The sequence below is a fragment of the Catenulispora yoronensis genome (assembly GCF_039531695.1).
GTDB classification, from domain to species: domain Bacteria; phylum Actinomycetota; class Actinomycetes; order Streptomycetales; family Catenulisporaceae; genus Catenulispora; species Catenulispora yoronensis.
On the sequence record NZ_BAAAQN010000102.1, the window covers coordinates 1 to 24,702 of the forward strand.

Genomic DNA, 24,702 nt, shown 5'->3' on the forward strand with positions numbered 1-24,702 from the left:
CCGCGGCCTGCGGCGGAGTGGCCGGCGAGGCCGTCCGCGCCGCCGCCGTCCTCACCGGTCGCCGGGCGCTGCCGACGCGGATGGTCGACGACGCGCTGCGGCTGCTGGTCGAGGCGGCGGCGTTCGACAATCCCGACCTGTCCACGCCGGTGGTGCGCCGGCTGATCGCGGCGGTGGCCGCGGGCAACCCGGTGGCGGCCGCGCTGGCGTGGCGGGGCCTGATCCGCGAGCTGGGGCTGACCCGGTCGATGTCGGTACTGGCGCCGGTGTCGATGGAGCTGTTGGCGTGGAACGCGCTCACCGACGTCAATCCGGGCAACGACGACGCGGCGTGGGCCACCCTGGCCGGCGGCAGCCAGCACCAGGACCCGGTGGTCGGGTTGCCGGTGGCGTGGCTGGGGCGGCTGAACCGGGGCGCGGGGCGGGCGTATCCGGTGGAGCCGGACCGGATCCTGCGGCGGGTGCTGGACCGGGCCGACGCCGGCGACATCGTCAGCTACATCGACGACATCGCCGCGATCGGCAACCACGGCCTGGTGCTGGTCCGCCGGATCGAGTGCGCCGACGGGCAGACCCGCCACGCGCTGCTGATGCCGGGGACCTCGTTCGCGCGGCTGTCGAATCCGACTCCGCAGGACTGCGTCGGCGTGTTCGACAACCTCTTCCGCACCGACACCACCTACACCCGGTCGGCGTGCAAGGCGCTGGAGGCCGCGGGCGTGCCGCCGGGGTCGGAGGTGATGCTCGTCGGCCACAGCCTCGGCGGCATCACGGCACTGAACATCGCGGCCGACCCGCACACCGCGGCGACGTACCGGATCACCCACGTCGTCGCCATCGGCTCGCCGATCGACAACAAGCGCGCCGCCGACCCGACGACCGCGGTGCTGAGCCTGGCCAACGAGTTCGACGTCTTCCCGAGCCTGGACGGCCGCGGCCCGGCCTGCCCGGTGCCGGTGCCGGACTCCTGGACCGAGCTGACGTGGCGCGACGACACCTGCGACTTCCCGCTGTGCCACGCGCCGCAGACCTACGCGTCGAGCCTCCGGCACCTGGTCCCGGAGATGCGGACGGCGGCGAACCGGCTGATCAGCCCGTATGCCGGGGTGATCGTCGCCAATCAGCCCTATGCGGTGCGGGATCGCTGACCGCGCCGGACTCTGATCGCCAGTGACACGGAATTGGACCTGAGCCGAAAGGGAGACGTGGCTGTGGCCCGACTCGATATGCCTCGCGTGGACTCGACCCGAAAGGCCAAGGCCGGGCGGCCGTTGCCGAAGCCGGAACCGAAGTCGGCGTCGGGTGCGGAACCCGGGACCGGACCGGGGACGGAATCGGGAGCCGAGCCGCTGCCGGTACCGGAGCCGGAGCCGATCGCGGCGCGTACCACTGCTGGAACCGAGGCCGGAACCGGATCCGCACCGGGGACCGGCGCCACGGCCGGAACGGGCGCCGCAGCCGCAGCCGGGACGGGCGCCGCAGCCACAGCAGCAGCCACAGCCCCGGCCGCCAAGGTTCCAGGCCCGCGCCCGGCGCCGCCCTGGGAGCAGCTGTGGTTCGGCACGACCTGGGCCGCCGCCGGCGCCGTCGACCGGCTGCGCGCCCTGCCCGGCGCCACCCGCAGCGCCGCCCTGGGCCCGGCCGAGGCGCTGCTGCGACGGCTGGCCGGGACGGGGCCGTCGGGCGCCGGCTCGCGGCTGTTCCTGACGCCGTTCGGCATGGTGCCGGTGGTGGCCGGCGCCGACCAGGTGCGTTCGCTGTTCGACCGCTGGCAGTCCGAGGGCCTGGACGGGGCCGCGTACGCCGTGGACCACCTCGGCCGCCGGCGTCCGCTGCCCTCCTGCCCGCCGATCCTCCTCGATCCCCGCGACCTGTCGGAAGAGATCGAGGCGGCGGCGGCCGCGGAGGCCGACTGGCTCATCGGTGAGCGCAACGGCGACGGCAACGTGCCCTGGAGCGCATGGCGCGAGGCGGCCGACCGGCTGGCGCGGCACGCGGTGCTGGGACGGCGCGCGGCGCTCGACACAGTGCTCGGCGAGATCCTCGCCCACACGGAGGCCACCGACGGATCGGCCATGGACTCGGAGGCGGCGGTGACGCGGCGGATCGCCGAGCACCTCACCATCGAGGTCGACGGCTGCGCCGCGGCCCGTCTGGCCAAGGACGGACTCGACCGGGACGAGGTGGCCGCCGCCGTCCGGCACCTGCTGACGGCGAGCACGCGCGGCTTCGCCGAACTGCTCGTGACCGCGACCGCGCTGGACGCGCTGGGCCACGACGGCACGCTGCCGGGCGCGGAGGCGGAGGCCGCGGTCGCCGAGACGGTGCGGCTGTGGCCGCCGCTGCCGATGACGCTGCACCGAAGCGACACGGAGTTCGTGTGGGAAGGACGCGGGTACGAGGCGGGCACCGAGGTCCTGGTGCTGGCCGGGGCCGCGGCCCGCGACGGCGCGGCGTTCGCCGACCCGGGCGTCTTCCGGCCGGGCACTGCGGCGCGGGACGGCGTGGACGCGGTGCTGCCGGCGCCGTTCTGCGGCGGGATGGCCGATTGCGCGGCGTCGGGGCTGGCGATGGCGCTCGCGGCGGCGATGGTCAGGGCTCTGCGAGTCGCCGCCGAACCCCGGGTGACCGCACCGGCGCCGCTGCGGTCGGCGGTGCTGGACGGCTTGGATCCGCACGGGATCCGGGTCGCGTTCACCGACTACGCGGACGGGCCGTACCACGGGTACGGGATCGCCCACCTGGACGGTTCGGTCCGGTCGCTGGTGGCGGCGGGCGCGGGAGCGCAGCGGTACGCCGAGGTCGCGGCGACCGGAGCGGAGCGATTGATGGCGTTCGCGGAGCAGTTGCGGGAGAGCGCCGCGGGGCCGACCTTCACGGCTCCCGGACGGGCCACGCTGCGGGCGGCGCTGCTGGAGCATGCCCAGCGGTGCGAGGCTGCCGCGAATGATGCGCGGAGGTGCGCGGTGCTGGTGGCGGGGCGGTGAGCGGGGGACCTTCCGCTACGCCTGCGACACAGGGAACTGAGAAGCCCCGGGGCGGTGGTGCCGCCGCACGGCCGACGATCCCCTCGGCGAGGTCCCGACCGCCGGCCCCGACGTTGGCGGATCGCATGGCCGCGCCGGGCGTCCGGCGGGTGCCGGCGGTCGGGCATCCGGGGCCGCCCCGCGTCGGTACCGTCCTCATTGCCGGGGCGGAAGACAACACTCTGATGTCCCACTTCCGGTCGGCGCTGAATGCCATGGACGGGGTCGAGGCCGTTGTCACGGTCGGCTTCGACGAGGTGGGACTGCCGGTGCCGGCCGTGGAGGCGAGCGGGTCGGGCAGGCCGGGCAGATCGGATCGGCCGAGCGGTTCCGGCACGTCCTGGAACGAGCTGCTGAGCCAGGTCCGTCCCGACGTCATCGTGCACGCCGGCTGGGCCGCCTCCGCACGCCCGGACCTCGACCGGCTCCTGCCGGGGACGCTTCGCCTGGCTGCCGCCTGCCGGAAGACGCGGACTCCGCTTCGCGTCGTCTTCATCTCGGACTCGATCGTCTACGGCTGCGGTCCGGCACTGCCTTCGGCGCTGACCGAGCGGGTGACCCCGACCCCCGTCGACGCCGCCGGCAGCACGTTGGCCGACGCCGAGAAGGCCCTGCTCAAGGTCGCGGCCTCGGGGCGGGAGGTGGAGGTCAGCATCCTGCGTCTGGCGCCGCTGGTCGGCGCCGCCGACGTCGGTCCGCTGATCAGGCTGCTGACGCTTCCGGTCCCGCTGAAGGCCGCCGGCCACGATCCGCGGCTTCAGTTCCTGCACATCGACGACGCGGTCGACGCGCTGCGTCGGGCCACAGCCGGCGCGTTGGCCACGGGAATCTACAACATCGCCGGGGCCGGGGTGCTGACCGCGTCGCAGGCGGTCGCGCATCGCGGGCGGATGGCGCAGTCGGTGCCGTACCCGTTGCTGACGCAGCTGGCGACGGCGGTGGGAGTGGCCGGGCTGTCGGACAGCGACGTGGCGCGGCTTCGCTACGGCCAGCATCTGGACACGGCGAAGGCCACGACGACGTTGGGATGGCAGCCTCGGCGGTCGAGTCGGGAGGCTTTCGTCGAGCATCTGCGGGTCGTCGGTGAGGGCGCGGGTGCGGGTGCGGGTGGGGGTGCGGGTGGGGGTGCGGGTGGGGGTGGAAGCGACCAAGCGGAACGCACGGCTCCCGGAACGCAGCTTCTGCGTCTTGCCGCGTCGCTGGCGGGGCCGACCACAGAGCGGAATGTGGAGGCGGTACTGGACTACGCCCGCCGCCGGATCCGCGGTGACTACGAGGTCGATGAATACGGGCTCGATCCGCATTTCCGCGACGGCGCCGCGTGCCAGGTTCTGGGCTGGTTGTACGACCACTACTTCCGCGTCGACCTCGTAGGCGCCGAACACATGCCGACGCGAGGCACGGCTGTCGTCGTCGCCAACCACTCGGGCACCGTGCCGCTGGACGCGATGCTTCTGGCCCACGCGATCCGACAGCACGTCCCGGGACACCGCACACTCCGCCTCCTGGCCGGCGACTTGACCTTCTCAGTCCCCTACGTCGGTGAGGCAATGCGCAAGGTCGGATGCGCCGTCGCCGCGAACGACGACGCGATCCGACTGATGCGCGCTCAGGAACTCCTCGGCATCTTTCCCGAGGGCTACAAGGGCATCGGCAAGCCGTACAGCCGGCGCTATCAATTGCAGCGATTCGGCCGCGGCGGATTCGCCCGCATCGCGCTGAGCGGCGGTGCACCGATCGTGCCGGTCGCGATCGCGGGCGCCGAACACATCGCACCGATTCTCGCCGACGCGCGCGGTGTCGCGCGGGTGCTGGGTGTGCCGTACTTCCCGCTGACCCCGACGTTCCCTTGGCTGGGGCTACTAGGGATGGTCCCGCTGCGATCGAAGTGGTCGATGCACTTCTGCGAGCCGATTCCGACGGCCGGACTGGGCCGCGACGCCGCCGACGATGCCGAGGCGGTGCTGGAGCTGTCGGATCGGGTGCGGGCCGTGATCCAGGCGAAGCTGGACGAGGTGCGGTGAGGGAGCGGCCAGGTCAGGGTTAGGACACCGCGTCTTCCTGGCGGCCATCGTGGGGACCGGGCAGAGCGCGGCGATCGTGGAGATCGTGAGAACCGTGGGGACCGTGAGAACCGTGGGGACCGGGCAGAGCGGGGCGCTCAGCGTGTTCCCGATCGGAGCGCGGCTCATCCGGTGCGGCCGCCGGCGCTCCGACCTCGAACTGGCGCGCCTTACGCGCGATCAGCAGGAGCAGGAGCGCGGTCGGCAGTTCGGCGACCGCCAGCACCGCCAATGAGACCGCGAGATCGGCCCGGCTCGCGGCGGTGAGCATGTCGAACCAGCCGTCGACGACGAAGATCGGCGCCGCGAGCAGGGCCGCGGTCCGGGTCTCTCGGTGGCTGCGCCGCACCAGGTATCCGGTCGCGACGAGCCCGGCGACCTCGAACACGTCGAGCCCGACCCACGTCAGCTGCCAGGTGTCGACGCCGGTCCAGGTGGTGCTCCAGTCCTGCGCCGGCCCTTGATCGGGCAGCGATGCACCCAAGTAGACGATCCAGGCCGTCAGGCCCAGCGCCGCGACGAGGAGCGCCGTCCCGGTCCGTCGCGCGTACCGGTCGTCGGTCTCAGTGCTCGCCAGCCAGTTCCCCCATGACCCCACTCGGTAACGGTAACCGCTCGCCCCGACAGGCTCCATGCTCCGGCAGTGTGACGCGCTCCGGTTCTCAGGACGGCCAGTCCGGCTCGGCGATGGTCGCCGCCAGGGCGTCGAGCAGCAGTTGCGCGGGTTGGGACGCCGGCGGCTTGCCGTGCGTCGCCGCCATGACCCGCCGCCGCATTCCCGCCACGCGGTCGAGGCGGACCCCGGGGTGCCGGTTGGCCAGCAGGGTGAGGCCGGGCAGCAGGCTCACTCCCAGCCCGGCCGCGACGAGCGCCTGGACCGCGACGTAGTCGTCGGTCTCGAACTCGACGACCGGGGCGAAGCCCGCGTGGCCGCAGGCGGCGACCAGGTGTTCGCGACAGCGTTCGCAGCCTGCGATCCATCGGCTCTCGGCGTAGGTCGCCAGCTCCGCGCGCGGGCCGTCCCAGGAGCGCTCAGCGGGAGTGACGACGTAGAGCGGCTCCTCAAGGAGCGGCGTCATGGTCGTGTCGCGGCGGTCGCGCTGGGACGGGTGCCCGTGCTCGAAGATCAGGGCGACGTCGGCTTCGTTGTTGCGCAGCGCGCTCAGGGCGTCCGGCGGTTCGGCCTCGACCAGGGTGAGTTCTATCCCGGGGTGTTTGGCCGAGATCCGCGCGGCGGCGGGCGGGACCAGGGTGGCGAGCGCGGACGGGAAGGCGGCCAGCCGGGCGCGGCCGCTGCGCAGGCCCGCCAGCTCGTCGAGTTCGGCGTGCACCGACTCGACCTGCGCGAGGATCGACTCGGCGCGGTTGACCAGCAGCCGGCCGGCCTCGGTGAGGCGGATGCCGCGGCCCATGCGTTGCAGCAGGGGGACGCCGACCTCGGCTTCGAGCTTGGCGAGCTGGTGGCTCACCGACGGTTGGGCGTAGTGCAGCGCTTCGGCGGCGGCCGTGACCGACCCCTCCTGGGCGACGGCCACCAGGACGCGCAACCGACTCAGGTCGATCATGCGCGAATCATAGCCCGCGTCGATGAAAGCTTCGAAAACCCGCATTGGACCATGGTCATTCCGGCTGGGAGGGTGGAGGTCGAGCGCTCCTCCGCAGCGCACGTCGATGGCGACGATCCCATTCCTCTATACCGCCCGGATCCTCGGGCCAGGAGACGTTGCATGACCACCAACGCTTTGAATCCGCCGTCCCGATCCATGTCCGTGAGCGACGACGCGGCGCGCACGCTGGCCAACGCCACCAAGACCGTGCCGCAGATGGAGTCGATCACGCCCCGGTGGCTGGTCCACCTGATGCCGTGGGTGCCGGTCGAGGCGGGCATCTACCGGGTGAACAAGGTCGTGCATCCGGAGTCGGTGCGCATCGAGTGCGACAACTACGACCAGGCGCCGCTGCCGGACACCTTCGTCGACTACTCGGAGGAGCCCCGGGAGTACCGGCTCAAGGCCGTCCAGACCATCCTGGACATCCGCACCCGCATCGCCGACCTGTACTCCAGCCCGCACGACCAGACCGCGCACCAGCTGCGGCTGACCATCGAGGCGGTGAAGGAGCACCAGGAGGGCGAGCTGATCAACAGCCCCGAGTACGGGATGCTGAGCAGCGTCGCGCCCTCGCAGCGGATCTCGACGCTGGCCGGGCCGCCCACCCCGGACGACCTGGACTCGCTGATCAGGAAGGTGTGGAAGCAGCCGGCCTTCTTCCTCACGCATCCGGAGGGCGTGGCCGCGTTCGGCCGGGAGTGCACCCGGCGGGGCGTGCCGCCGGCGACGGTGAGCATGTTCGGCTCGCAGTTCCTGACCTGGCGCGGGCTCCCGATCATCCCGTCGGACAAGGTCCCGCTGGAGAACGGCAAGACGAAGTTCCTGCTGCTGCGCACCGGCGAGTCGCGGCAGGGCGTGGTCGGCCTCTTCCAGCCCGGGCTGGCGGGCGAGCAGGGCATGGGCCTGTCGGTGCGCTTCATGCAGATCGACCGCAGCGCCGTCGCCTCCTACCTGATCTCCCTGTACTGCTCGCTCGCGGTGCTCACCGACGACGCGCTGGCCGTGCTCGACGACGTCGAGGTGGACAAGTTCCATGACTACGCCCCCACCTACCGCTGACGGAGCCGCGCCGGCCTGGCTGCCGGACGAGGCGACGCTGACCAGGATGGCGGAGGAGTTCTTCCGGGCTGTGCCGGGGCAACCGGTGGGCGGCGGGATGGGTGCTCCCCTGCCGGAGCCGCTGCCGGAGCCGATGTCGGCACCGCTGCCGGTCGCGATGCCGATTGCGATGCCGACCACGATGCCGGAAGCGGCCGCGCCTGTGCAGCTGAGCACGCCGGCCGGGCCGCCGCCGACCAGCACGGCGGCCGCTGCGGTCGCCAGTGCACCGACTAGTGCACCGGCCGGTGCGGCGGCCTACGCGGCGCCGAGCCCGATGGCACCGATGCCCGCCGCCGTCCTGCCGCCGACCTTGGCCCGGCAGGCCGATTCCGGCCCGTTCTACTTCCTCACCGAGGCACCCGGATTCCCTGCGAAGGCGCCGGAGCTCCCCGGGTTCGGGCACCTGGGCCTACCCCGACTGCCGCCGCTGTTCGAGTCCGCGACACCGGACAACTCGAACACGCCCTACTACTTCGTTCAAGAGCCGGCGGGGCTGGGGCTGCCCCTCGACCCCCATCCGCCGTTCGACGTCCGCGCGGTCCGGGCCGACTTCCCGATCCTGGCCGAGCGGGTCAACGGCCGTCCGCTGATCTGGCTCGACAATGCCGCGACCACGCAGAAGCCGCGTGCGGTGCTCGACCGGCTGACCGAGTTCTACAGTCGGGAGAACTCCAACATCCATCGCGCGGCCCACACTCTCGCCGCGCGGGCGACCGATGCCTATGAGGGCGCCAGGAACACCGTCGCGCGCTTCATCGGGGCGGGCTCTGCCGAGGAGATCGTCTTCGTCCGGGGCACGACCGAGGCCATCAACCTCGTGGCGAAGGCCTGGGGTCCGCGGAACCTCGGGTCCGGTGACGAGATCATCGTGTCGCACCTGGAGCACCACGCCAACATCGTCCCTTGGCAGATGCTGGCCGAGCAGACCGGCGCGGTGCTGAAGGTGATCCCGGTCGACGACGACGGGCAGCTGCTGCTCGACGAGTACGCCAAGCTGCTGTCGCCCCGCACCAAGCTCGTCTCGGTCACGCAGATGTCCAACGCGCTCGGCACCATCGTGCCGGTCGAGCAGATCATCGAGCTCGGCCACCGGGCCGGCGCCCGCGTGCTGGTCGACGCCGCGCAGTCGGTGCCGCACCTGGCGATCGACGTGACCGCGCTGGACGCCGACTTCCTGGTCTTCTCCGGCCACAAGCTGTTCGGGCCGACCGGGATCGGCGTCCTGTACGCCAAGCGCGAAGTGCTGGAGGACATGCCGCCCTGGGAAGGCGGCGGCAACATGATCACCGACGTCACCTTCGAGCGGTCGTCCTACCAGCCGCCCCCGGGCCGCTTCGAGGCCGGCACCGGCAACATCGCCGACGCCGTCGGCTTGGCCGCGGCCATCGACTACGTCGAGCGGATCGGCCTGCCGAACATCGCCGCCTACGAGCACACCCTGGTCGAGCACGCCACCGAGGGCCTGCGCGCCGTGCCGGGCCTCCGCCTCGTGGGCACGGCCGCGCACAAGGCGAGCATCGTGTCGTTCGTCCTGGACGGCTACGAACCGAGCGAAGTGGGCACCGCCCTCAACGAGGAGGGCATCGCGGTGCGCTCCGGCCACCACTGCGCCCAGCCGATCCTGCGCCGCTTCGGCCTGGAGGCCACGGTCCGGCCCTCGTTCGCCTTCTACAACACGCACGACGAGGTGGACACGCTGATCGCGACCGTGCGGCGGCTCACCGACCGCCGGGGCCGGCGGTACTAAGCAGGCCAGGCAAGCCAAGCAGGACAAGCAGGACAAGCAAGCCGCTGGAGCTGGTGTGACAATCCCGGCCCGGTATGCGCGAACTCGCACGTCGCGCATGCCGGGCCGAGTCACGGCCGGAACCGGACGACCGGCGCCGGAATGATCGGCGCCCCGTCCGCGTTGCGTCCTGAAAACCCTCCAAGCAGATAGGGATTGTCCGCATGCCCGCGAACTCGCCCAGCACCTCGGCGGCGCTCGAAGTCCACCACACGTCGGTCTCCGACCCGGCCGCCGAGCCCCTGCGCGCCGGCCTGTTGGACGAGTACGTGACCCGCTACGGCGACGGCGCCATCGAGGAAATGAAGCGTTTCCCGGACGCCCTGTTCACCCCCGAGGAGGGCGGCGCCTTCCTCCTGCTCGTCGAGAACGGCGTGACGGTGGCCGGCGGCGCCTACAAGCGCTACAACGCCGAGACCGCCGAGTTCAAGCGGATCTGGACCCACGCCGACCACCGCCGCCGCGGACTGGCTCGCAGGGTGCTGACGGAACTGGAGGACACCGCCCGCTCCCGCGGCTACCGTCGCATCTTCCTGACCACCGGCCCGAAGCAGCCGGAAGCCACAGGCCTGTACCAGGCCGGCGGCTATCACCAGGAGTACGGCCCCGACAACTCGCCGGGCGATTTCCCGCACTACGCGTTCACGAAGGACCTGAATCTGGAGCTGGATCTGGACCTGGTCCTCTCGGAGCACGACGACGGTCGAGTCTGAGGAGCATCAGCAACCTGCGACCCGGCCGTCGCCACACCGCTAGAGCCCGCTGATCGTCTTCTGCACAGCGGCGTTCATGGCTACGGCGATGGAGTCCTGCGTGGCCTTGCCGAGTATCGAGCCCAGCTTCTTCAGCCAGGCTCGGATCTTGTGGCGGTCGGGCTCAGGCTGCTGAATCTCTCCCTCGATGGCCTTGGTGTGTCGCAGCACCTCCAGGGCCTGCGCGGGCTCCAGTTCCGTCTGCGGCACCCCGGAGGTCAGGAACCTGATCAGTCTGCCCAGACCCTCGACGTCAAGCCCGGCGTGCTCCTGGTGCGTGGCATGGCTGCCGGTCTGGAGGTTGCGGACATCGCCGTAGATGACCACGGCCGGCGTCTGATGACCGCCGGTCGCCGGCTCGGCGCTCGGCCCGGGGCCGGCCTTCGGCTCGGGCTGGCCGTTCGGCGCGGGACCGGCCGTGGGCTTCAACCGGCTGAGCGTGCTGGCGAGGAAGGCGGCCAGCGACTTGGAGCTGTCGATGATGGCGAACGCCCGGGCGTCGGGGACGACCGCCCACCCGAACTCCTGGCTCAGCTGGTCGGCGATCGGCATGTCCTCGCCCAGCGGGGAAGCGCAGTGGAACATCAACCGCGCCGCCGGCGGCCAATGCGGCTCGGCCTCGGCATACATACGCCGCCGGTCGGCGAGGCCCTCCTCCGCCAGCAGACAGGTCATCACCAGCACGCCCGAAGCCTTGATCTCGTCGACCAGTCGCAGGATCTCGGCAGGTTCGGCGTCGGTCGGCATCCCGTCGGAGAGGACGAACAACACCGGCTGGTCGGTCCAGGCCCGCGCCGCGCGCTCCTGGGCGATCCGGTCCCGCGCCAGGGTCAGGGCCTTGAACATGGGCGTGACCCCGCCCATGTGGCGCATCAGGGTTCGGTCATACTCCTGGACCGCGGACCAGTCGCCAGCCAGCTCGCCGACGCCGAGCGTCGAACTCCGGCGCCCGGGAAGGTCGAGGAGATCCACCACCGGCGGCCCGGACCATCCGCTGAGAAACGACCACGGATTCCCGAAGCCGAAGCCATAAGCGAAAATACCTAGCTTCGGCAAGATATCCGCCGAGCTCGGCGCCGTACAATACACAATGGCGCGTTCCACAAGGCCGTTGAGCGACTCGCGGACACTGTCGATCCGAGTCTGCTGAGAACCGTCGGGCGACGCGATGAGCGACTTGATCATCGACCCCGACACGTCCACCAACAGCCCGAGCAACAGCGGCCGGTCGGCAGTCGGCTGAAGGACCAAAGGTTCGTCGTTCATCCCCACCCCCAGGTCACTTTTCGCAGCACTCGCATTTGCGGACGTCATGGGAAGCGAGACAATCTTGACTGATGCGGGAGCCTCCGGCAAGGCCAAGGAAGCCTTGCCCCTCTCAGGTCTTGTGGGCTTTGTGATCGACGTGTCCGGCTCGATGCGGACCAGCGCCCACAACCCCGGCAGCCAGAGCCTCAACCGCCTCGGCGACCTCCGGGCGACGATCTTGGACGCCCAGCGGCGCGCCCTGGACTCGATTCACAGCGCCTATCCGGACGGCGTCACTACTCAGCTTGATATCTTCATGTACGCATTCGGTCTGCAACATGTGCCGACACCGACATGCGACCTTCTCGCGCTCTTGCGGATCGCGACATCGACCGGACTGGATATCCCGGACATCGGCGCGACTGCGGAACCCGTGCGACGCGCCACTTCGGGCGGCGACGTTTTCGAACAGCTCGATGCGCTGGCCGCGCAGTATGGGCGTAAAGGCTGGGGCGAGATCGCCAGAGACTATCTGGACACGGAGCAGAAGGCACGCAATCTTCTCCGACGCCTTCAGGAGCAGCCCGAGCTGGCGAACCAGCTGGCCGCACTGCTGCCCCGACTCACCCCGGCGGGCGTCGACATCGCCCGCACTTACAAGGCCAACAAAGGCCTCGGCATGCTGAAGGCGGCGACGCATCCTCTGGTCACGGCGCAAGGCGGCTTGAGCGCTCTCCTGAACAGCGACCAGGTCAATGAGGCCAAGGCGTTGATCGAGCACTTGTCCCGGCCCTTCGCGGACGGCGAGTCCGCGGAGGAGAACCTCCAGAAGCTGCGGGAGACCGTCGGCAGCCGAGTGGCCGCCGAACTGGCCGAGAAAGGCGACACGACCCTGTCGGTCGAGGAGCTGATCCCGCTTCTGGAGTCGTCGGGCACCGGGTTCGCGAAGATCGAGGACTTCATCTACGGCACCACGCCCATGCGAGCCGCCATGCAGGAAGTGGCGAACCGGCTCCGCCGCGAACAACGCCGAAGGACCACGGACTCGGCCCCGACCATCGTGGTGGTGTCCGACGGCCACTCGACCGACGGCGACCCGTCCGCGGCGTTTCACGCCATCAGACAGGCCGGGGCAACCGTCGTCTCGTGCTACATCACCGAACGCAATGTCGGCGAAGCCAGAACCTTCGCGAATCGCCCCGGTCCCGATTGGGACGACGGGGCAAGGCTGCTGTTCGAGGTCTCATCGCCCGTCCAAGCGGACGATCCCTATGCGCGCCACCTCACCCGGCACGGCTGGACCATCCCGGACGGCGCGCGCTATTTCGTCCACGCCAACCACTCCGATCATCTGGGCACTCTCGTGGAGATGGTGCTGAACGCCGACTCGCGCCAGTGACGGCCGTTTCCGAACTCAGCCGCCAAGCTCAGCGCACCGACCTCAGCCCGCCGGTCTCAGCGCACCGACCTCAGCCCGCCCACCTCAACCCGCCGACCGCAACTCCCGCACCGCGGCACCGAACGTCTCCCGGAAGTCCGTCGAGAACGACCGCCGACTCCACTGCTTCATCCGCACCCGGCGGGGCAGCACTGCGTGCAGGTCGCCCAGCAGCTTGTCGATGTTGCCGAGCGAGCGGGGCAGCACCACCGTCCCGCTCGCGTGCTTGCCTCGCGTCTGTGCTGCGCGTGCTGCCAGGTCTGCGCGGACCTGGGCCTGGCGCTGGGCGGTGGGCGGGAGGGTCAGGGCGCCGGCCAGGTGGGCCGCGATCCAGATCGCACCGGCTTCGGCGCTCAGGGAGCTGACCAGCGAGGTGTTGTAGCCGGCGAAGGTCAAGTTCGGGGTCTGGTGCGGGAGGACGTTGCGGAACAGTTCGAAGGCTCCGTCGGGGGCGCGGAGCGAGGATGAATTGTCGAGGAAGGGCACGTCCTGTTCGAATCCGGTGGCGGCGACGATCAGGCCGGCGGGCAGGACGGTCCCGTCGTCCAGCACGGCTTCGGGGCGGCCGGTGCGGTCTGCGCCGCCGCGCAGTTCAGCGATCGAACGGTCGCGGCGGACCGTGATGCGTCCGGCGCGGACGGCGTCGAAGAAGCCGTCGGTGGCCAGGCTGGCGGAGCTGGACAGGATCTCCTCGAAGCGGCCGGGCGGGATCAGGTCCAGCGGGGCCAGGCCCTGCTGTTTGATCGTCGCGCGACTCAGGACGCCGAACACCGGTCCGAAGACCTTCGGGTTGCCGAACAGCGCTTCGCCGAGGCGGGTGATCGCCACGTCCTCGAAGTGCTTGCCCAGGAGGTTCTTGGCGGCCTTCCAGAACAGGCGGCGCGGCACCAGGGTCACCGAGTCCGCGATCGCGGACAGCGCCATCGCGGTGTCGCAGGCCGACTTGCCGTAGCCGACGACCACCACGTGCCGGTCTCGGGCATCCGCGAGGGTGAGTCCTTGCGAAGGGGCCTTGACCACGCCGCCGGCCTCCGCGTAGGCGTCCGCCCCGGGCCACTCGGGGATCAGCGGACGGGAGAACACGCCGTTGGCGACGACCAGATGAGCGGCTTCGACCTGGTCGCCGTTGTCCAGGCGCAGATCCCAGCCGTCGGCGGTGGGCTTGGCCAGCGTGACGCCGGTCCCGAGGCGCAGGCTCGCGCCCAGGTCGAAGCGGTCCGCATAGCCGCGCAGGTAGGAGTGCCACTGCGCGGCGTCGGGGTAGTCAGGCCACGAAGACGGTGCGGGGTGGTCCGAGAACTCGTAGGTCATCCGCGTGTTCTGCGTGGTCAAACCGGGATAGTGCCGGGTGGGACACCACACGCCGCCGACGTCCGGCTCGACGTCGAAGGTCACGACCTCGTGCCCGACCGCGGTGAGCACCTTCGTCGCGGCCAGTCCGGCGATCCCGGCCCCGATGACGGCGATCCGCCGGTTGCGCGCGGGAGCCGCGGTCGAATCACCCGCCCGCGCTACAGCTGTGCTGGGACTGCTGTTCGTGTCCATGGCGCCGCCCTCCCCCACCCTCGGCGCCGAGGCGCTTCAGGTCCCTGACTTCCCCTCCGATCACCGGGTACTGCCCGCTCGGCGAACGCTTCACGCTGCGCATAAACCCCGCATGTCCCACGGTGTTCGAGCAGTTCCAGCAAGTCACCTAGGCCGCGGCGGGCGTCTGCCGGAACGTGGCCCGGTAGGCACTCGGCGGCGCCCCGACGTGCCGGTGGAACAACACCCTGAGATTCGCCGGCGTCCCCAGTCCGGCCAGCCGAGCGACGGTCTCCATCGGCGCGTCGCTGGTCTCCAGCAGCTCCCGCGCCCGCGTCAGGCGCGCGTCGAGCAGCCACCCGGCCGGCGGCCGGCCGGTCTCCTCGTGGAACCGGCGGATCAGCGTCCGCCGCGACATCCCCGCCCGGCGCGCCATCTGGTCCAGCGACTGCGGCTCGTCCAGGTGCTCCAGCAGCCAGCAGCGCAGCTCCGCCAGCGATCCGCCGGCCGTGCCCGGCACCGCGCGGTCGATGTACTGCGCCTGGCCGCCGGTCCGATGCGGTGCCGTCACCAGTCCCCGGGCCCGCAGGTTGGCCGCGGCGGCGCCGTGGTCGCTGCGGATGATGTGCAGGCACAGGTCCAGACCCGCGGCGACCCCGGCCGAGGTCAGCACGTCGCCCTCGTCGACGTAGAGCACGTCCTCCTCGACGGTGACCGCCGGGTGGCGCCGGGCCAGCTGATCGGCCTTGGTCCAGTGCGTCGTCGCCCGGCGGCCGTCCAGGAGCCCGGCGGCGGCCAGCACGAACGCCCCGCTGCAGATCGACACCATCCGCACGCCCCGCGCCGACGCCGCAGCGAGCGCCTCGCACACCGCCGGGCCGGGCGGCTCCTCGTGCGCCAGGCCGGGAACGATCACGGTGTCGGCGTCGGCGAGGGCTTCCAGGCCGTGCTCGACGGCGAGGGCAGGGCCGGAATCGAGCGGCACCGGGCCGGCCTCACGGCCGCAGACGGTGAGGCGGTAGGGGCCGTCGGGCCAGCTGCCGAAGACCTGCACCGGGATGCCGTAGTCGAGGGCGAGGACGCCGGGCAGGGCGAGGACCACGACGTGGTGGCGGCGGGGGCGGACGGGCATGGCACGATTCTATCGAGATGCGGCATCCGTGCCACTGTCGCGAACATATCCCCAGCTCATAGCGTTATGGCTATGACTTCCACCTCTCCCGAGAACCCCGTGATCCCCCGCCCGGACCGCCTCGCGCTCCCCGACCTCCTCGCGTTCCCCGACACCCCGGCGGCCCGCCAGGCCTGCGAGTACGTCCGGGCGCACGTCAGCGAGCCGACCGCCAACCACAGCTTTCGCAGCTACCTGTTCGGGATGCTCATCGCCGACCACGAAGGCATCCGCCCCGGCCCCGACTTCGAACCCGAGCTGCTGTTCCTGGCCTGCGTCCTGCACGACCTGGGCACGTCCCCGCTGGCCCCGGGCCGTCAGCGCTTCGAACTCGACGGCGCCGACCTGGCCGCGGAGCTGCTGACCGGGCACGGGTTCGCCGCCCGGGAGGTGGACCTGGTGTGGGAGGCGATTGCGCTGCACTCGACACCGGCCATCCCCGAGCGGCGCGGCCCGATCGCCGCGCTGACGCGCCGCGGCGTGGGCATGGACTTCGGCCGGGCGGCGGAGATCGTGACCGAGGCGCAGGCTACTGAGATCCACGCGCACTTCCCGCGGCTGCGCATGGCCTCCACATTGGCCGACGAGATCGTGCGGCACGCGGCGCGCGGGCCGGAGAACGCGCCGAGGATGGCCATCGCGGCGGAGATCATCCGGGAGCGTTCGGAAGACCCGGACGAGCTCAGCGGTATGGAGCGGATGGCGCTGGCATCGCGGTGGGGCTGCTGACGAGCTGCGGGCGAATTGCTTGGGGCTGCTGCTGGCAGTGGCTGGCTGCGGCAGCTGCGGCAAGCAGTGGCGACGGGTGCGGCTGCTTCGGCAAGCAGCGGCGACGGGTGCGGCTGCGGCTGCGGCTGCGGCTGCCGGCGCCAACGAAGTCTTGCCGACACGGCTGATCGCGACCGCTGGCGGTGCGTGAACATGGCCGACAGTGCAGCTCGTGGTTCAGTCTCCGCAAGCCGTCAGCGGCCAGCGGCCAGCGGTCAGCGGTCAGCCGTCAGCGGTCACCGGTCAGCGGTCCACTGCCAAATCCCCGTTCCGTTCCCGGTGCACCAACAACTCGGCCAGATGCCGGTCGCTCCAGGCCCGCATGGCCTCGATGACCGGCGTCAGGCTGCGGCCCAGGTCGGTCAGGCCGTACTCGACGTGCGGCGGGTTCTCCTGGCGGTCGAGCCGCGTGACCAGGCCGTCGCGGGCCATGTCGCGCAGCGTCTGGGTCAGCACCTTGGCGGTCACGCTGCCGAGCGCCTGTCGCAGACTGCTGAAACGCTGCGGGCCGTCCGCCAACGCGACCAGGACCATGCCGGTCCACTTTCCGCCGACCTGGAACGGGAACGCCGCCAGCGGACAGGCCGGATCGATGCCCGGGCCGGTCGGGAGCTCGGGGACACCCTCTGGGACAGCCATGCCGGGCAGCTCCGGTTTCGTTGAAGTAACCAGTTTCCCCAAGATACCGTCCCGCACATGCCCATCGATCACCACCACAGCCCGATCGTCGTCTTCGGCGCGGGAGGCCGGGCCGGCACCGCGATCCTCGCGGAGGTGGCACGGCGCGGCCGCCCCGTGACCGCCGTCGTCCGCGATCCGGCCCGGCACCCCGGACTGGCCGACCTCGGGGCCGGCATCACGGTCGCCGCCGGCGATCTCACCGACGCGAGCAGCGTCGCGTCGGTGACGTCCGGCGGCGCCACGGCCTTGATCAACGCGGTCACGCCGTTCACGGCCCCGCCGGACTCGTTCGACGATTTCGATGCCGACTACTACGCGAAGCTCGTCGACAACCTGGGTCAGGCTGCTGCGACAATCGGGTCCAGGGTGATCGAGATCGGCCTGTTCGCGATGCTGAGGACGGGCGACACCCGCGTGTTCGAAGACCCGGCGGCGTTCCCCGCGTTTCTCCGACCCTTCGCCGAGGCCCGACTCCGCGGACTGAATGCGTGGCACGAGAACCAGCACAAGTACGAACACGAACACGGGTACGAACACGAACCGGCCACCGGAATCGACTGGCTCATCCTCACCCCACCGCCCGGGCTGTCGCCGCAAGCTCCGCCGACCGGCCGCTACCGCCTCGGCGACGACACCCTCGCTCCCGAGGCCGCGACCCCGCTCTCCTACGCGGACCTGGCCCTCGCGGTACTGGACCAGATCGACATACCGACGATTCATCGGCGCCAGACAGCCGTCTACGGCTTGGCCTGAAGTCAGGCGCTCAAAGGGACCGTGCCGCTCCTCGCTACCGCGTCAGAATCCCCTCGATCTCGTTGTCGACCATCATCGTGTCCTGCGGGTCGTAGTTGCTCAGCTTCACCGCGACCCACTCGGTGCCGGGGTACCACTCGATGAACGTTGATATACCGGCGTTGCCTCCGTTGTGGCCCACGGCCCATTTGCCATTGCGCAATGTCACCGCCGGACCGTAGGCCTCGTAGAGCACCTTCGCCGGAAGGCCGGGCTTGGCCGGCAGCGTCCCAGCCGGGAACTTCGCACCGTTGTAGAGCTCGATGTAGGCCGGTTCGAGCAGCCTGCCGCCCAGCAGGGCCCTGGCGAAGCGGACCAAGTCCGGAGCCGTGGCGAAGGCGTTGCCGTCGGGCAGGCCGATAAAGAGCTGCTCCTGGTTGACGATGTCGACGCGCGGACCCGGCGTCGGCCGGGAGTACGGGTGCGCGAGGCGGCGGTCGGACTGCCACTGCGGCCGAGTGTAGAAGTCGGAGCTGGTCATACCGGCCGGGGCGAACACGTGCTGCCGGATGTAGTCGTAGTAGGACTGCCCCGACACCTGCTGCACGATGCCACCGAGCACGGCATAGGCCGAGTTGCTATACGTGTGGCCGGTACCGGGCGTGAACATCAGCGGCGCCTTCCGGATGAAGTCCAGCGTTCCGGAGAGGACCTGGTCGGCGGTGGTCCAGCCAGCCGCGGCATCGAAGAAGCCGTCGATCTTGAAGTAGTCGCCCAGACCCGAGGTATGAGTGAGGAGTTGGTGGACAGTGACGTGATCAGCGGCCTCCGCCGCGAAACCGCCGAGGTATGAGCCCAGCGTTCCCTCGTACTTCACAGAACCCTGCTGAACCAGTTGAGCGATCGCCACGGCGGTGAACAGCTTGGTGACCGAGGCGAGGCAGTAGATGGTGTCCGTGCCGTTCGGGATGGATTTCGCCTTGTCGGCCATGCCGAAACTGCGCGTCAGAACGGTCCGGTCGCCGTGGGCCACCAGCACCGTGCCGGAGAACGCGTCCTGCGCCGCCTGCTGCGCCAAGAACTGGTCGAGCTCGCCGTTCGGCCGCAGGGCCGGCGGCACCGACCACTTCCCGGAGGCGGACTTCGGCCCGGTGGCACCGCCGGCACCGCTGGAACCGGCGGGACCGCTGGAACCGCTGGAACCGGCGCCGACGGCGTCCGCCGAGCCGGACAGCACCCACCCAGCACCCACCGCGACCGGGGCCGCGCCGAGCACCCCGAGCAGCGAGCGCCGCCCCATCGACCGCTGGGCCAGGGACTTCGCTGAATCGTGTCGTGTCATGGGAACACCCTGCGACGCGTTCGGCGCTACCGGCGTCTGTCGCGAGACAGACTCGGGTTCCGCCCGAGGTCTGTCTCACGACAGACGCGGTGGCTCGTCCGAGGAACCTAGACTCCCGTGGTGATGACCAAGCCGCCGCCGCTGTTGCTCGCCGCCGCGCGCGCCTGGGCGCGTCGGCCGCTGTTCCAGGACGCGGCTTTGGCGGTCGGGCTGCTCGTGGTGTGCGTGCCGGTGAACAATCCCGTCGCCATGCTGCGGACCATCAGCGCGCTGGACGCCGGGCCGCTCTCCCGCGCGGCCGTCGCCTGGGCCTGGTGGATCGCGACGGCGTTCGCGCTGGCCGGCGTCGCGCTGCGCCGGACCTGGCCGCTGCCGATGCTCGGAGTGTGCACGCTGGCGGTCGCGGCCCATCTGGCCCTGCTCTCGGCGGTGCCCACGACGGTGGACCTGTCCTCGGTGGTGCTGCTCGCCACCGTCGCGACCCACTGCGCGCGCCGGATCTCGGTGGGCGCTTTGGCCGCGATGTCGGCGCTGGTCATGCTCTGGTGCCTGGCCGGCGCACGGGTCGGTTCCCAAGTCAGAGGGCTGCCGACGTTCAGCGTCGAAGTGGTTCATCACGTGGGTCCGCCTCCGGCGGCCGGCAACGGGTCCGTTCCCGCCAACGGTCCTGTCGGCGACGTCGTCGACCGCACCGAGAGCACGAGCCCGTGGAGCGGGGTGGCGCTGCTCGGCTCGGTCCTGCTCGCCGCCTGGGCGATCGGGTCCGGTGCCCGCAGCCGCCGCAAGTACCTGCACGAACTGCATGCCCGGGCCCAGGACCTGGAGCGGGAGCGCGACCAGCGGGCGGCGCTGGCCGTCGCCGCCGAACGCGGCCGGATCAGCCGGGAGCTGCACGACGTGGTGGCGCACGGCCTGGCGCTGATCGTCATTCAGGCTCAGGGCGCGGAGGCCGCCTTGGACCACCGGCCCGACAACACCCGCGCCGCGCTGCGCACCATCGTGACGACCGGCCGCGACTCGCTCGCGGACATGCGCCGCTCGCTCGCCGCGCTCGGCCGGGTGGAGGACGCGTGGCATCCGCAGCCCGGGCTCGCGCAGCTGCCGGCACTGTTGGACCGGGTGCGCGAGACCGGCACGCCGGTGCGGCTGCGGATCGAGGGGACACCGGCCGCGCTGCCGTCGGCGGTGGACTTGTCGGCGTACCGGGTCGTCCAGGAGGCGCTGACCAACGTCATGAAGCACGCTGGCACTGGAGCGAGCGCTGACATCGTGGTCTGCTATTCGGAGAATGAGGTGGCCCTTGAGGTCTGCGACGACGGCGTGGCCGCACAACAGCCCATCCGGCTTCGGACAACGACCGGCAACGGGCTGCGCGGTATGGACGGCCGAGTGAAGCTGCTCGGTGGCGAGCTCACGGCCCGGCCCCGGCCGGACGGCGGCTTCCTGGTGCGGGCGAGGCTTCCGGTCCGGGAGGGGAACGCGTGATCCGGCTGCTCATCGCCGACGACCAGGCGCTCGTGCGCACCGGATTCAGGATGATCCTGGAGAACGCGCCGGACATGGAGGTCGTGGGCGAGGCCGCCGACGGCGCGGAGGCGGTGGCGCTGGCGCTCGAACTACGGCCGGACATCGTGCTGATGGACGTGCGGATGCCGGAGACCGACGGTGTCCAGGCCGCGCGCCGGATCTGCGCTGAACAAAGAGCTGCCGACGTCGATCGCCCCGGCCTCATCCGCATCATCATGCTGACCACCTTCGATCTGGACGAGTACGTCTATACCTCGCTCCGTGCCGGGGCCAGCGGATTCCTCCTCAAGGACACTCTCGCTGCCGATCTGCTCTCGGCCATCCGCGTCGTGGCGCGCGGCGACGCGGTGGTCGCGCCGAGCGTGACCCGCCGGCTGCTGGAACGGTTCGTCGGCACCGGCCCGGATCCCGGTACGGATCCCAGTGCAGATCCCAGTGCAGATCCCGGCGCGGACACCGGCCCCGACCCCGCGCTGCTCGCCCCGGTCCTTGCCGCCGCCGCGCTGACCGAACGCGAGCGCGAGGTTCTGGCCCTGGTCGCGCGCGGGCTGTCGAACGCGGAGATCGCAGCGCTCATCTACGTCAGCGAGGGCACGGTCAAGACGCATGTCAGCCGCCTGCTGGCAAAGCTGGACCTGCGCGATCGGGTCCAGGCCGTGGTCTACGCGTACGAGTCCGGTCTGATCCAGACCCCGCGCCGCTACTCCTCCGAGCCCGGCAGCGGCATGACCACCGGCCGCCGGACATGACTGAAGATCACCGACGTCCGCATGTGCACGATCTCCCGCCGCTGCGCGAGCCGGTCCAGGATGAAGGCGCTGAGCTGGTCGTTGTCGGCGACCGCGATGTGCAGCAGGAAGTCGTCGTTGCCGGACATGACGAAGAAGGACAGCACCTCCGGCAGGCTCGTGACGAAGGCCTGGAACGACTCGGTGACCTTGCGGTCCGGCGGGCGCAGCTGCACGGCCACGATCGCCTGGGTGCCGCGGCCGATCTTGCGCAGGTCCACGTCGGCGTGCTGACCGCGCAGGATGCCCCGCTTGGTCAGCCTGCGAATGCGTTCCAGGCAGGTCGACTGGGCCACGTGAAGCCGGGAGGCCAGTTCCTTGTTGGTCAGGCGGGCATCCTCCTGGAGGAGGGTCAGCAATGCCGTATCAAGTTCGTCCAGCGCCATCCTCAGGGCTCCGTTTCCGTGTCGAATTCGAGATTCTCGGGGGGAGGCCGAACTTAGCACGGCATCCGGCCACCGGATCCGCGCCGATTGCTAGCTTCGGCGCCATGACCTTGCGCAACGTATCGGCAGTCCTCGGGGCGGCACTGATCTGGAGCACGTCGTTCGCCGTCACCAAGGTGACGCTGGCGAGGGTGCCGCCGATGACGATCGGCGCGATGCGGTTCGGGATCGCGGCGCTGATCCTCGCCGCGCTGGTGCACGTCCGGCGCGGGCGAAGCCGGAGCGAGCGCGTCCGGAGCCTGCCGACCGTCCGCCAACGGCTGTCCATCGGGCTGGCCGGGCTGCTGGGGATCTCGGCGTACTTCGCCGTGGAGAACCTCGGCGTCCAGAAGGCGACGGCGTCCGACGCGACGCTGATCGTCGCCTCCTATCCGATCATCACGCTGGCCGTGGAGCTGGTCCTGCGCCGGACCGGCCTGTCGCTGGTCCGGCTGGCCGGGATGGTCATCGCGCTGGGCGGCGTCTGGCTGATCGTCCGGGACGGAGCGGGCGCCGACGCCGAGAGCCGCCTGTGGGGCGATGCGCTCCTGATCCTCGGCGGCCTGGTCTGGGCCGGCTTCAACCTCCTCGGCCGGCGCGACACCTCCGGGGCCTCGCCGATAGTGGTGACGTACTACCAGACGCTCGCCGGCGCGCTCGGCCTCACCGCGCTGTCCCTCACCGAGACCGACCGCTGGGCCTGGCCGTCGAACGCCGACCTCGGCCGCATCCTGTTCCTCGCGGCGCTGTGCTCGGTCGCGGCCTTCGGGCTCTACAACTACGGACTTCGAGGGCTGACTCCCAGCGCCGCGGTCAACCTGCTCAACATCGTTCCGGTCGCGGGCCTGGTCTGGGCCGCGACGCTGGCCGGGGAGTCGATCGGCGCCCGGCTGGTCGTCGGTGGCGCGGTCGTGATCGCGGGCGTGGTGATCGGCCAGTACGGCGGATCGGCCGCCACCGTGCACCGCGCGCGAACCGGAGCGGGAACTGGAACAGGATCTGGAAGTGGAACCGGAACCGAAACCGGAACCGAGCCCGCAGATAATCAGGCTCCTCATTCCATGGTGGCGACGGAAAGTCCGATGCCGCAGCGAACTGCCAGCTCATAGCATGCGTTGGTGAACCTTTCGCAGCTCGGCGTCCCGATCGGGCAGATGACCCGGGTCCATGGCGGATTCGCCAACCGGATGTACCGGCTCGACACCGACCAAGGATCCTTCGCCGTGAAGGAGCTGAACCTCGCCGACCGCCGGTGGACCTATCACGTCGAGGACGTGTTCAGGTTCGAGCAGGCGGCCTTCGCCGCCGGCATCCCGATGCCCGAGCCGATCGCGGCCGACCACGGCACGCTCGTCCACCGCTGGGTCGAGGGCGAGACCGTACCCGAGGAGCCGGCGTCGGCGGCGTTCGCGTTCGAGATCGGCGAGATCCTCGCGCGCATCCACGCGCTCGACGTCGCATGGCCCCATCCACCGGCCGAGGAGCCGACCCCGCGGGACTGGCCCGAACTCGCCGCGCGGGCGGTGGCGACCGGTCAGCCGTGGGCCGACGAGCTCGCCGCCGGCGTCGGGACGTTCCTCGCGATCGCCGACTTCGTCGACACCTGCGAGCGCCCGGGTCCGGTCGTGCTGACCCACAAGGACATCCAGCCGTGGAACCTGCTGGCCCGGGACGGCCGGCCGGTGGTGCTGGACTGGGAGCTCTCGGGGCTGCTCGACCTGTCCGGCGAGCTCGGCTCGACCGCGCTGAGCCTGGCGAAGGGACCGGGCCTGGACAGCGTCAGGCCCGCCGTCTTCCGCTCGGTCCTCGACGGCTACGTCGCGGGCGGCGGAACCCTGCCGCCGTTCGGTCCGAGCTGGTTCGTGTTCCTGATCGGCGGCTGGCTCGGGCACACGCGGTGGAACATCGTCCGCTGTCTCGCCGGGGTCGAGGCGGGCACCGGACCCGATCTCGCGCTGTCGCACGAGTCCGCGCGCGACGGCGTGCGCGGGCTCCCGAATCTGTTCGGCCGGCTCGCGGAGCTCCAGCACCTGCTCGGGTGACCGCGGCGGGGCAGGGGCAACCATCCACGTGCACGAACATGCCCCGCACATCAAGATCGTGATTCAGTCCGCGATCAAAGGTGAAGATTCTTTAAAGATGATCTGGCGCAAGTGATTGCGCGACCGGGCCGCGCGTGCTTCGATTCCTGTTAGGCAACTTAACTAACGATCGACGGAGGCCACCACTCATGTCATCGGTCAGATCGCGCGTCGCCCTGGCATCCGCCGCGGCACTCGCCCTCGCCACCCAGTTCGCCATCGCGAACGCCCACGCCGCCACGGTTCCCCACGCCGCGGCGGCCCAGAGCAGCACGGCCGGATCGGCTGTCGCGGCTTCGACCTCGTACACCGCCGCCGAGGTGCTCGCGGGCATCCAGCAGCACTCCACGGCCGCGACGCAGGTCAACTCCAAGCCCCACATCAACACGATGACGCGGGCGCAGAACGTGAACGTGTACCAGCCCGCACCGGGCGTCTACAGCTACACGTCCAGCATGGCCATCGACACCGACGGCAGCGACCCGGATCCGGACCCGGACCACCAGGGCGAGACCACCTGGCAGGACAGCAACGGCGCCCAGCTGGGAGCCCACCACGTGCCGTTCTACGTGCTCGGCGACGACTGCTGGGACCGCAAGACCCCCTGCCCGCACTTCTTCTACAAAGAACACGGCATGT

21 protein-coding genes and 1 pseudogene are annotated in these 24,702 nt (G+C 70.8%); 14 read left to right on the top strand and 8 right to left on the bottom strand.

Going from position 1 to position 24,702, the window contains the following annotated elements:
* The 3 genes from ABD481_RS44630 to ABD481_RS44640 all read left to right on the top strand — a co-directional run.
* Positions 1 to 1,148: alpha/beta hydrolase family protein (locus ABD481_RS44630; protein ID WP_344672009.1), on the top strand; the 1,148-nt coding region annotated here is incomplete at its 5' end.
* An 87-nt stretch (positions 1,149 to 1,235) separates the two neighbouring features.
* Positions 1,236 to 2,987 carry a cytochrome P450 gene (locus ABD481_RS44635; RefSeq protein WP_344672010.1) on the top strand — a complete coding sequence of 584 codons (1,752 nt, stop codon included), beginning with the start codon at positions 1,236 to 1,238 and terminating at the stop codon, positions 2,985 to 2,987.
* Between the two features lie 125 nt (positions 2,988 to 3,112).
* Positions 3,113 to 5,050: a 1-acyl-sn-glycerol-3-phosphate acyltransferase gene (locus tag ABD481_RS44640; protein ID WP_344672011.1), complete on the top strand. Its 1,938-nt coding sequence runs from the start codon at positions 3,113 to 3,115 to the stop codon at positions 5,048 to 5,050.
* A gap of 19 nt (positions 5,051 to 5,069) precedes the next feature.
* Here ABD481_RS44640 and ABD481_RS44645 read toward each other — a convergent pair whose 3' ends face one another.
* Both ABD481_RS44645 and ABD481_RS44650 read right to left on the bottom strand, forming a co-directional pair.
* Positions 5,070 to 5,687, bottom strand: a complete 618-nt coding sequence (locus ABD481_RS44645; RefSeq protein ID WP_344672012.1) for a hypothetical protein — start codon at positions 5,685 to 5,687, stop codon at positions 5,070 to 5,072.
* 64 nt (positions 5,688 to 5,751) lie between these two features.
* Complete coding sequence (locus tag ABD481_RS44650) at positions 5,752 to 6,654, bottom strand: LysR family transcriptional regulator (protein WP_344672013.1); 903 nt, start codon at positions 6,652 to 6,654, stop codon at positions 5,752 to 5,754.
* Positions 6,655 to 6,852: 198 nt separating this feature from the next.
* Here ABD481_RS44650 and ABD481_RS44655 point away from each other — a divergent pair, with 198 nt between their 5' ends.
* The 3 genes from ABD481_RS44655 to ABD481_RS44665 all read left to right on the top strand — a co-directional run bounded on the left by ABD481_RS44655 (position 6,853) and on the right by ABD481_RS44665 (position 10,299).
* Complete coding sequence (locus tag ABD481_RS44655; RefSeq protein ID WP_425559422.1) at positions 6,853 to 7,758, top strand: family 2A encapsulin nanocompartment shell protein; 906 nt, start codon at positions 6,853 to 6,855, stop codon at positions 7,756 to 7,758.
* A gap of 46 nt (positions 7,759 to 7,804) precedes the next feature.
* Positions 7,805 to 9,547, top strand: coding sequence for a family 2A encapsulin nanocompartment cargo protein cysteine desulfurase (locus ABD481_RS44660; protein ID WP_425559423.1), 1,743 nt, complete (start codon positions 7,805 to 7,807; stop codon positions 9,545 to 9,547).
* Positions 9,548 to 9,750: 203 nt separating this feature from the next.
* Entirely contained in the window at positions 9,751 to 10,299 is a 549-nt protein-coding gene (locus ABD481_RS44665; RefSeq protein ID WP_344672016.1) for a GNAT family N-acetyltransferase, read from the top strand.
* Between the two features lie 39 nt (positions 10,300 to 10,338).
* Here the strand turns inward: ABD481_RS44665 and ABD481_RS44670 are convergent, their stop codons facing one another.
* Complete coding sequence (locus tag ABD481_RS44670; protein WP_344672017.1) at positions 10,339 to 11,700, bottom strand: vWA domain-containing protein; 1,362 nt, start codon at positions 11,698 to 11,700, stop codon at positions 10,339 to 10,341.
* Between ABD481_RS44670 and ABD481_RS44675 the strand changes: the two genes are divergently transcribed.
* Positions 11,669 to 12,985 carry a VWA domain-containing protein gene (locus ABD481_RS44675; RefSeq protein ID WP_344672018.1) on the top strand — a complete coding sequence of 439 codons (1,317 nt, stop codon included), beginning with the start codon at positions 11,669 to 11,671 and terminating at the stop codon, positions 12,983 to 12,985. The genes ABD481_RS44670 and ABD481_RS44675 overlap by 32 nt on opposite strands.
* A gap of 84 nt (positions 12,986 to 13,069) precedes the next feature.
* Here the strand turns inward: ABD481_RS44675 and ABD481_RS44680 are convergent, their stop codons facing one another.
* Together ABD481_RS44680 and ABD481_RS44685 are read right to left on the bottom strand one after the other, a co-directional pair.
* Entirely contained in the window at positions 13,070 to 14,569 is a 1,500-nt protein-coding gene (locus ABD481_RS44680; RefSeq protein WP_344672019.1) for a flavin-containing monooxygenase, read from the bottom strand.
* Between the two features lie 148 nt (positions 14,570 to 14,717).
* On the bottom strand, positions 14,718 to 15,680 hold the full coding sequence (locus tag ABD481_RS44685; protein WP_344672020.1) for a helix-turn-helix domain-containing protein: 963 nt from the start codon (positions 15,678 to 15,680) through the stop codon (positions 14,718 to 14,720).
* 72 nt (positions 15,681 to 15,752) lie between these two features.
* On the opposite strand from ABD481_RS44685, the gene ABD481_RS44690 reads away from it, so the two are divergent.
* Entirely contained in the window at positions 15,753 to 16,448 is a 696-nt protein-coding gene (locus tag ABD481_RS44690) for an HD domain-containing protein (protein WP_344672021.1), read from the top strand.
* 282 nt (positions 16,449 to 16,730) lie between these two features.
* On the opposite strand, the gene ABD481_RS44695 is transcribed toward ABD481_RS44690, so the two are convergent.
* Positions 16,731 to 17,126, bottom strand: coding sequence for a winged helix-turn-helix transcriptional regulator (locus ABD481_RS44695; RefSeq protein ID WP_344672022.1), 396 nt, complete (start codon positions 17,124 to 17,126; stop codon positions 16,731 to 16,733).
* Positions 17,127 to 17,183: 57 nt separating this feature from the next.
* Between ABD481_RS44695 and ABD481_RS44700 the strand changes: the two genes are divergently transcribed.
* Positions 17,184 to 17,921, top strand: coding sequence for an NAD(P)-dependent oxidoreductase (locus ABD481_RS44700; RefSeq protein WP_344672023.1), 738 nt, complete (start codon positions 17,184 to 17,186; stop codon positions 17,919 to 17,921).
* A 34-nt stretch (positions 17,922 to 17,955) separates the two neighbouring features.
* On the opposite strand, the gene ABD481_RS44705 is transcribed toward ABD481_RS44700, so the two are convergent.
* Entirely contained in the window at positions 17,956 to 19,242 is a 1,287-nt protein-coding gene (locus ABD481_RS44705; protein WP_344672024.1) for a serine hydrolase domain-containing protein, read from the bottom strand.
* A 123-nt stretch (positions 19,243 to 19,365) separates the two neighbouring features.
* Between ABD481_RS44705 and ABD481_RS44710 the strand changes: the two genes are divergently transcribed.
* Positions 19,366 to 20,727 (top strand): sensor histidine kinase, encoded by a 1,362-nt coding sequence (locus ABD481_RS44710; RefSeq protein ID WP_344672028.1) that lies wholly within the window; start codon positions 19,366 to 19,368, stop codon positions 20,725 to 20,727.
* Positions 20,724 to 21,518, top strand: a complete 795-nt coding sequence (locus ABD481_RS44715) for a response regulator (RefSeq protein WP_344672025.1) — start codon at positions 20,724 to 20,726, stop codon at positions 21,516 to 21,518. The genes ABD481_RS44710 and ABD481_RS44715 overlap by 4 nt, the downstream gene beginning before the upstream one ends.
* On the opposite strand, the gene ABD481_RS44720 is transcribed toward ABD481_RS44715, so the two are convergent.
* Complete coding sequence (locus ABD481_RS44720) at positions 21,470 to 21,937, bottom strand: Lrp/AsnC family transcriptional regulator (RefSeq protein ID WP_344672029.1); 468 nt, start codon at positions 21,935 to 21,937, stop codon at positions 21,470 to 21,472. The genes ABD481_RS44715 and ABD481_RS44720 overlap by 49 nt on opposite strands.
* A gap of 110 nt (positions 21,938 to 22,047) precedes the next feature.
* On the opposite strand from ABD481_RS44720, the gene ABD481_RS44725 reads away from it, so the two are divergent.
* The 3 genes and pseudogenes from ABD481_RS44725 to ABD481_RS44735 form a co-directional block, all read left to right on the top strand.
* On the top strand, positions 22,048 to 23,091 hold the full coding sequence (locus ABD481_RS44725) for a DMT family transporter (protein ID WP_344672026.1): 1,044 nt from the start codon (positions 22,048 to 22,050) through the stop codon (positions 23,089 to 23,091).
* A 9-nt stretch (positions 23,092 to 23,100) separates the two neighbouring features.
* Positions 23,101 to 24,024 carry a phosphotransferase family protein gene (locus ABD481_RS44730; protein ID WP_344672027.1) on the top strand — a complete coding sequence of 308 codons (924 nt, stop codon included), beginning with the start codon at positions 23,101 to 23,103 and terminating at the stop codon, positions 24,022 to 24,024.
* Positions 24,025 to 24,212: 188 nt separating this feature from the next.
* A pseudogene (locus tag ABD481_RS44735) lies at positions 24,213 to 24,702 on the top strand (glycoside hydrolase family 75 protein); the annotation flags it as partial.

What these genes read in the sequence shown, in the direction of transcription:
- ABD481_RS44665 (WP_344672016.1), top strand. Translation starts at nt 9,751, where the DNA reads ATGCCCGCGAACTCGCCCAGCACCTCGGCGGCGCTCGAAGTCCACCAC.
- ABD481_RS44700 (WP_344672023.1), top strand. Translation starts at nt 17,184, where the DNA reads ATGCCCATCGATCACCACCACAGCCCGATCGTCGTCTTCGGCGCGGGA.
- ABD481_RS44705 (WP_344672024.1), bottom strand. Translation starts at nt 19,242, where the DNA reads ATGACACGACACGATTCAGCGAAGTCCCTGGCCCAGCGGTCGATGGGG.
- ABD481_RS44660 (WP_425559423.1), top strand. Translation starts at nt 7,805, where the DNA reads ATGGCGGAGGAGTTCTTCCGGGCTGTGCCGGGGCAACCGGTGGGCGGC.
- ABD481_RS44710 (WP_344672028.1), top strand. Translation starts at nt 19,366, where the DNA reads ATGACCAAGCCGCCGCCGCTGTTGCTCGCCGCCGCGCGCGCCTGGGCG.
- ABD481_RS44650 (WP_344672013.1), bottom strand. Translation starts at nt 6,654, where the DNA reads ATGATCGACCTGAGTCGGTTGCGCGTCCTGGTGGCCGTCGCCCAGGAG.
- ABD481_RS44685 (WP_344672020.1), bottom strand. Translation starts at nt 15,680, where the DNA reads ATGCCCGTCCGCCCCCGCCGCCACCACGTCGTGGTCCTCGCCCTGCCC.
- ABD481_RS44680 (WP_344672019.1), bottom strand. Translation starts at nt 14,569, where the DNA reads ATGGACACGAACAGCAGTCCCAGCACAGCTGTAGCGCGGGCGGGTGAT.
- ABD481_RS44725 (WP_344672026.1), top strand. Translation starts at nt 22,048, where the DNA reads ATGACCTTGCGCAACGTATCGGCAGTCCTCGGGGCGGCACTGATCTGG.
- ABD481_RS44690 (WP_344672021.1), top strand. Translation starts at nt 15,753, where the DNA reads ATGACTTCCACCTCTCCCGAGAACCCCGTGATCCCCCGCCCGGACCGC.
- ABD481_RS44655 (WP_425559422.1), top strand. Translation starts at nt 6,853, where the DNA reads ATGTCCGTGAGCGACGACGCGGCGCGCACGCTGGCCAACGCCACCAAG.
- ABD481_RS44640 (WP_344672011.1), top strand. Translation starts at nt 3,113, where the DNA reads ATGGCCGCGCCGGGCGTCCGGCGGGTGCCGGCGGTCGGGCATCCGGGG.
- ABD481_RS44695 (WP_344672022.1), bottom strand. Translation starts at nt 17,126, where the DNA reads ATGGCTGTCCCAGAGGGTGTCCCCGAGCTCCCGACCGGCCCGGGCATC.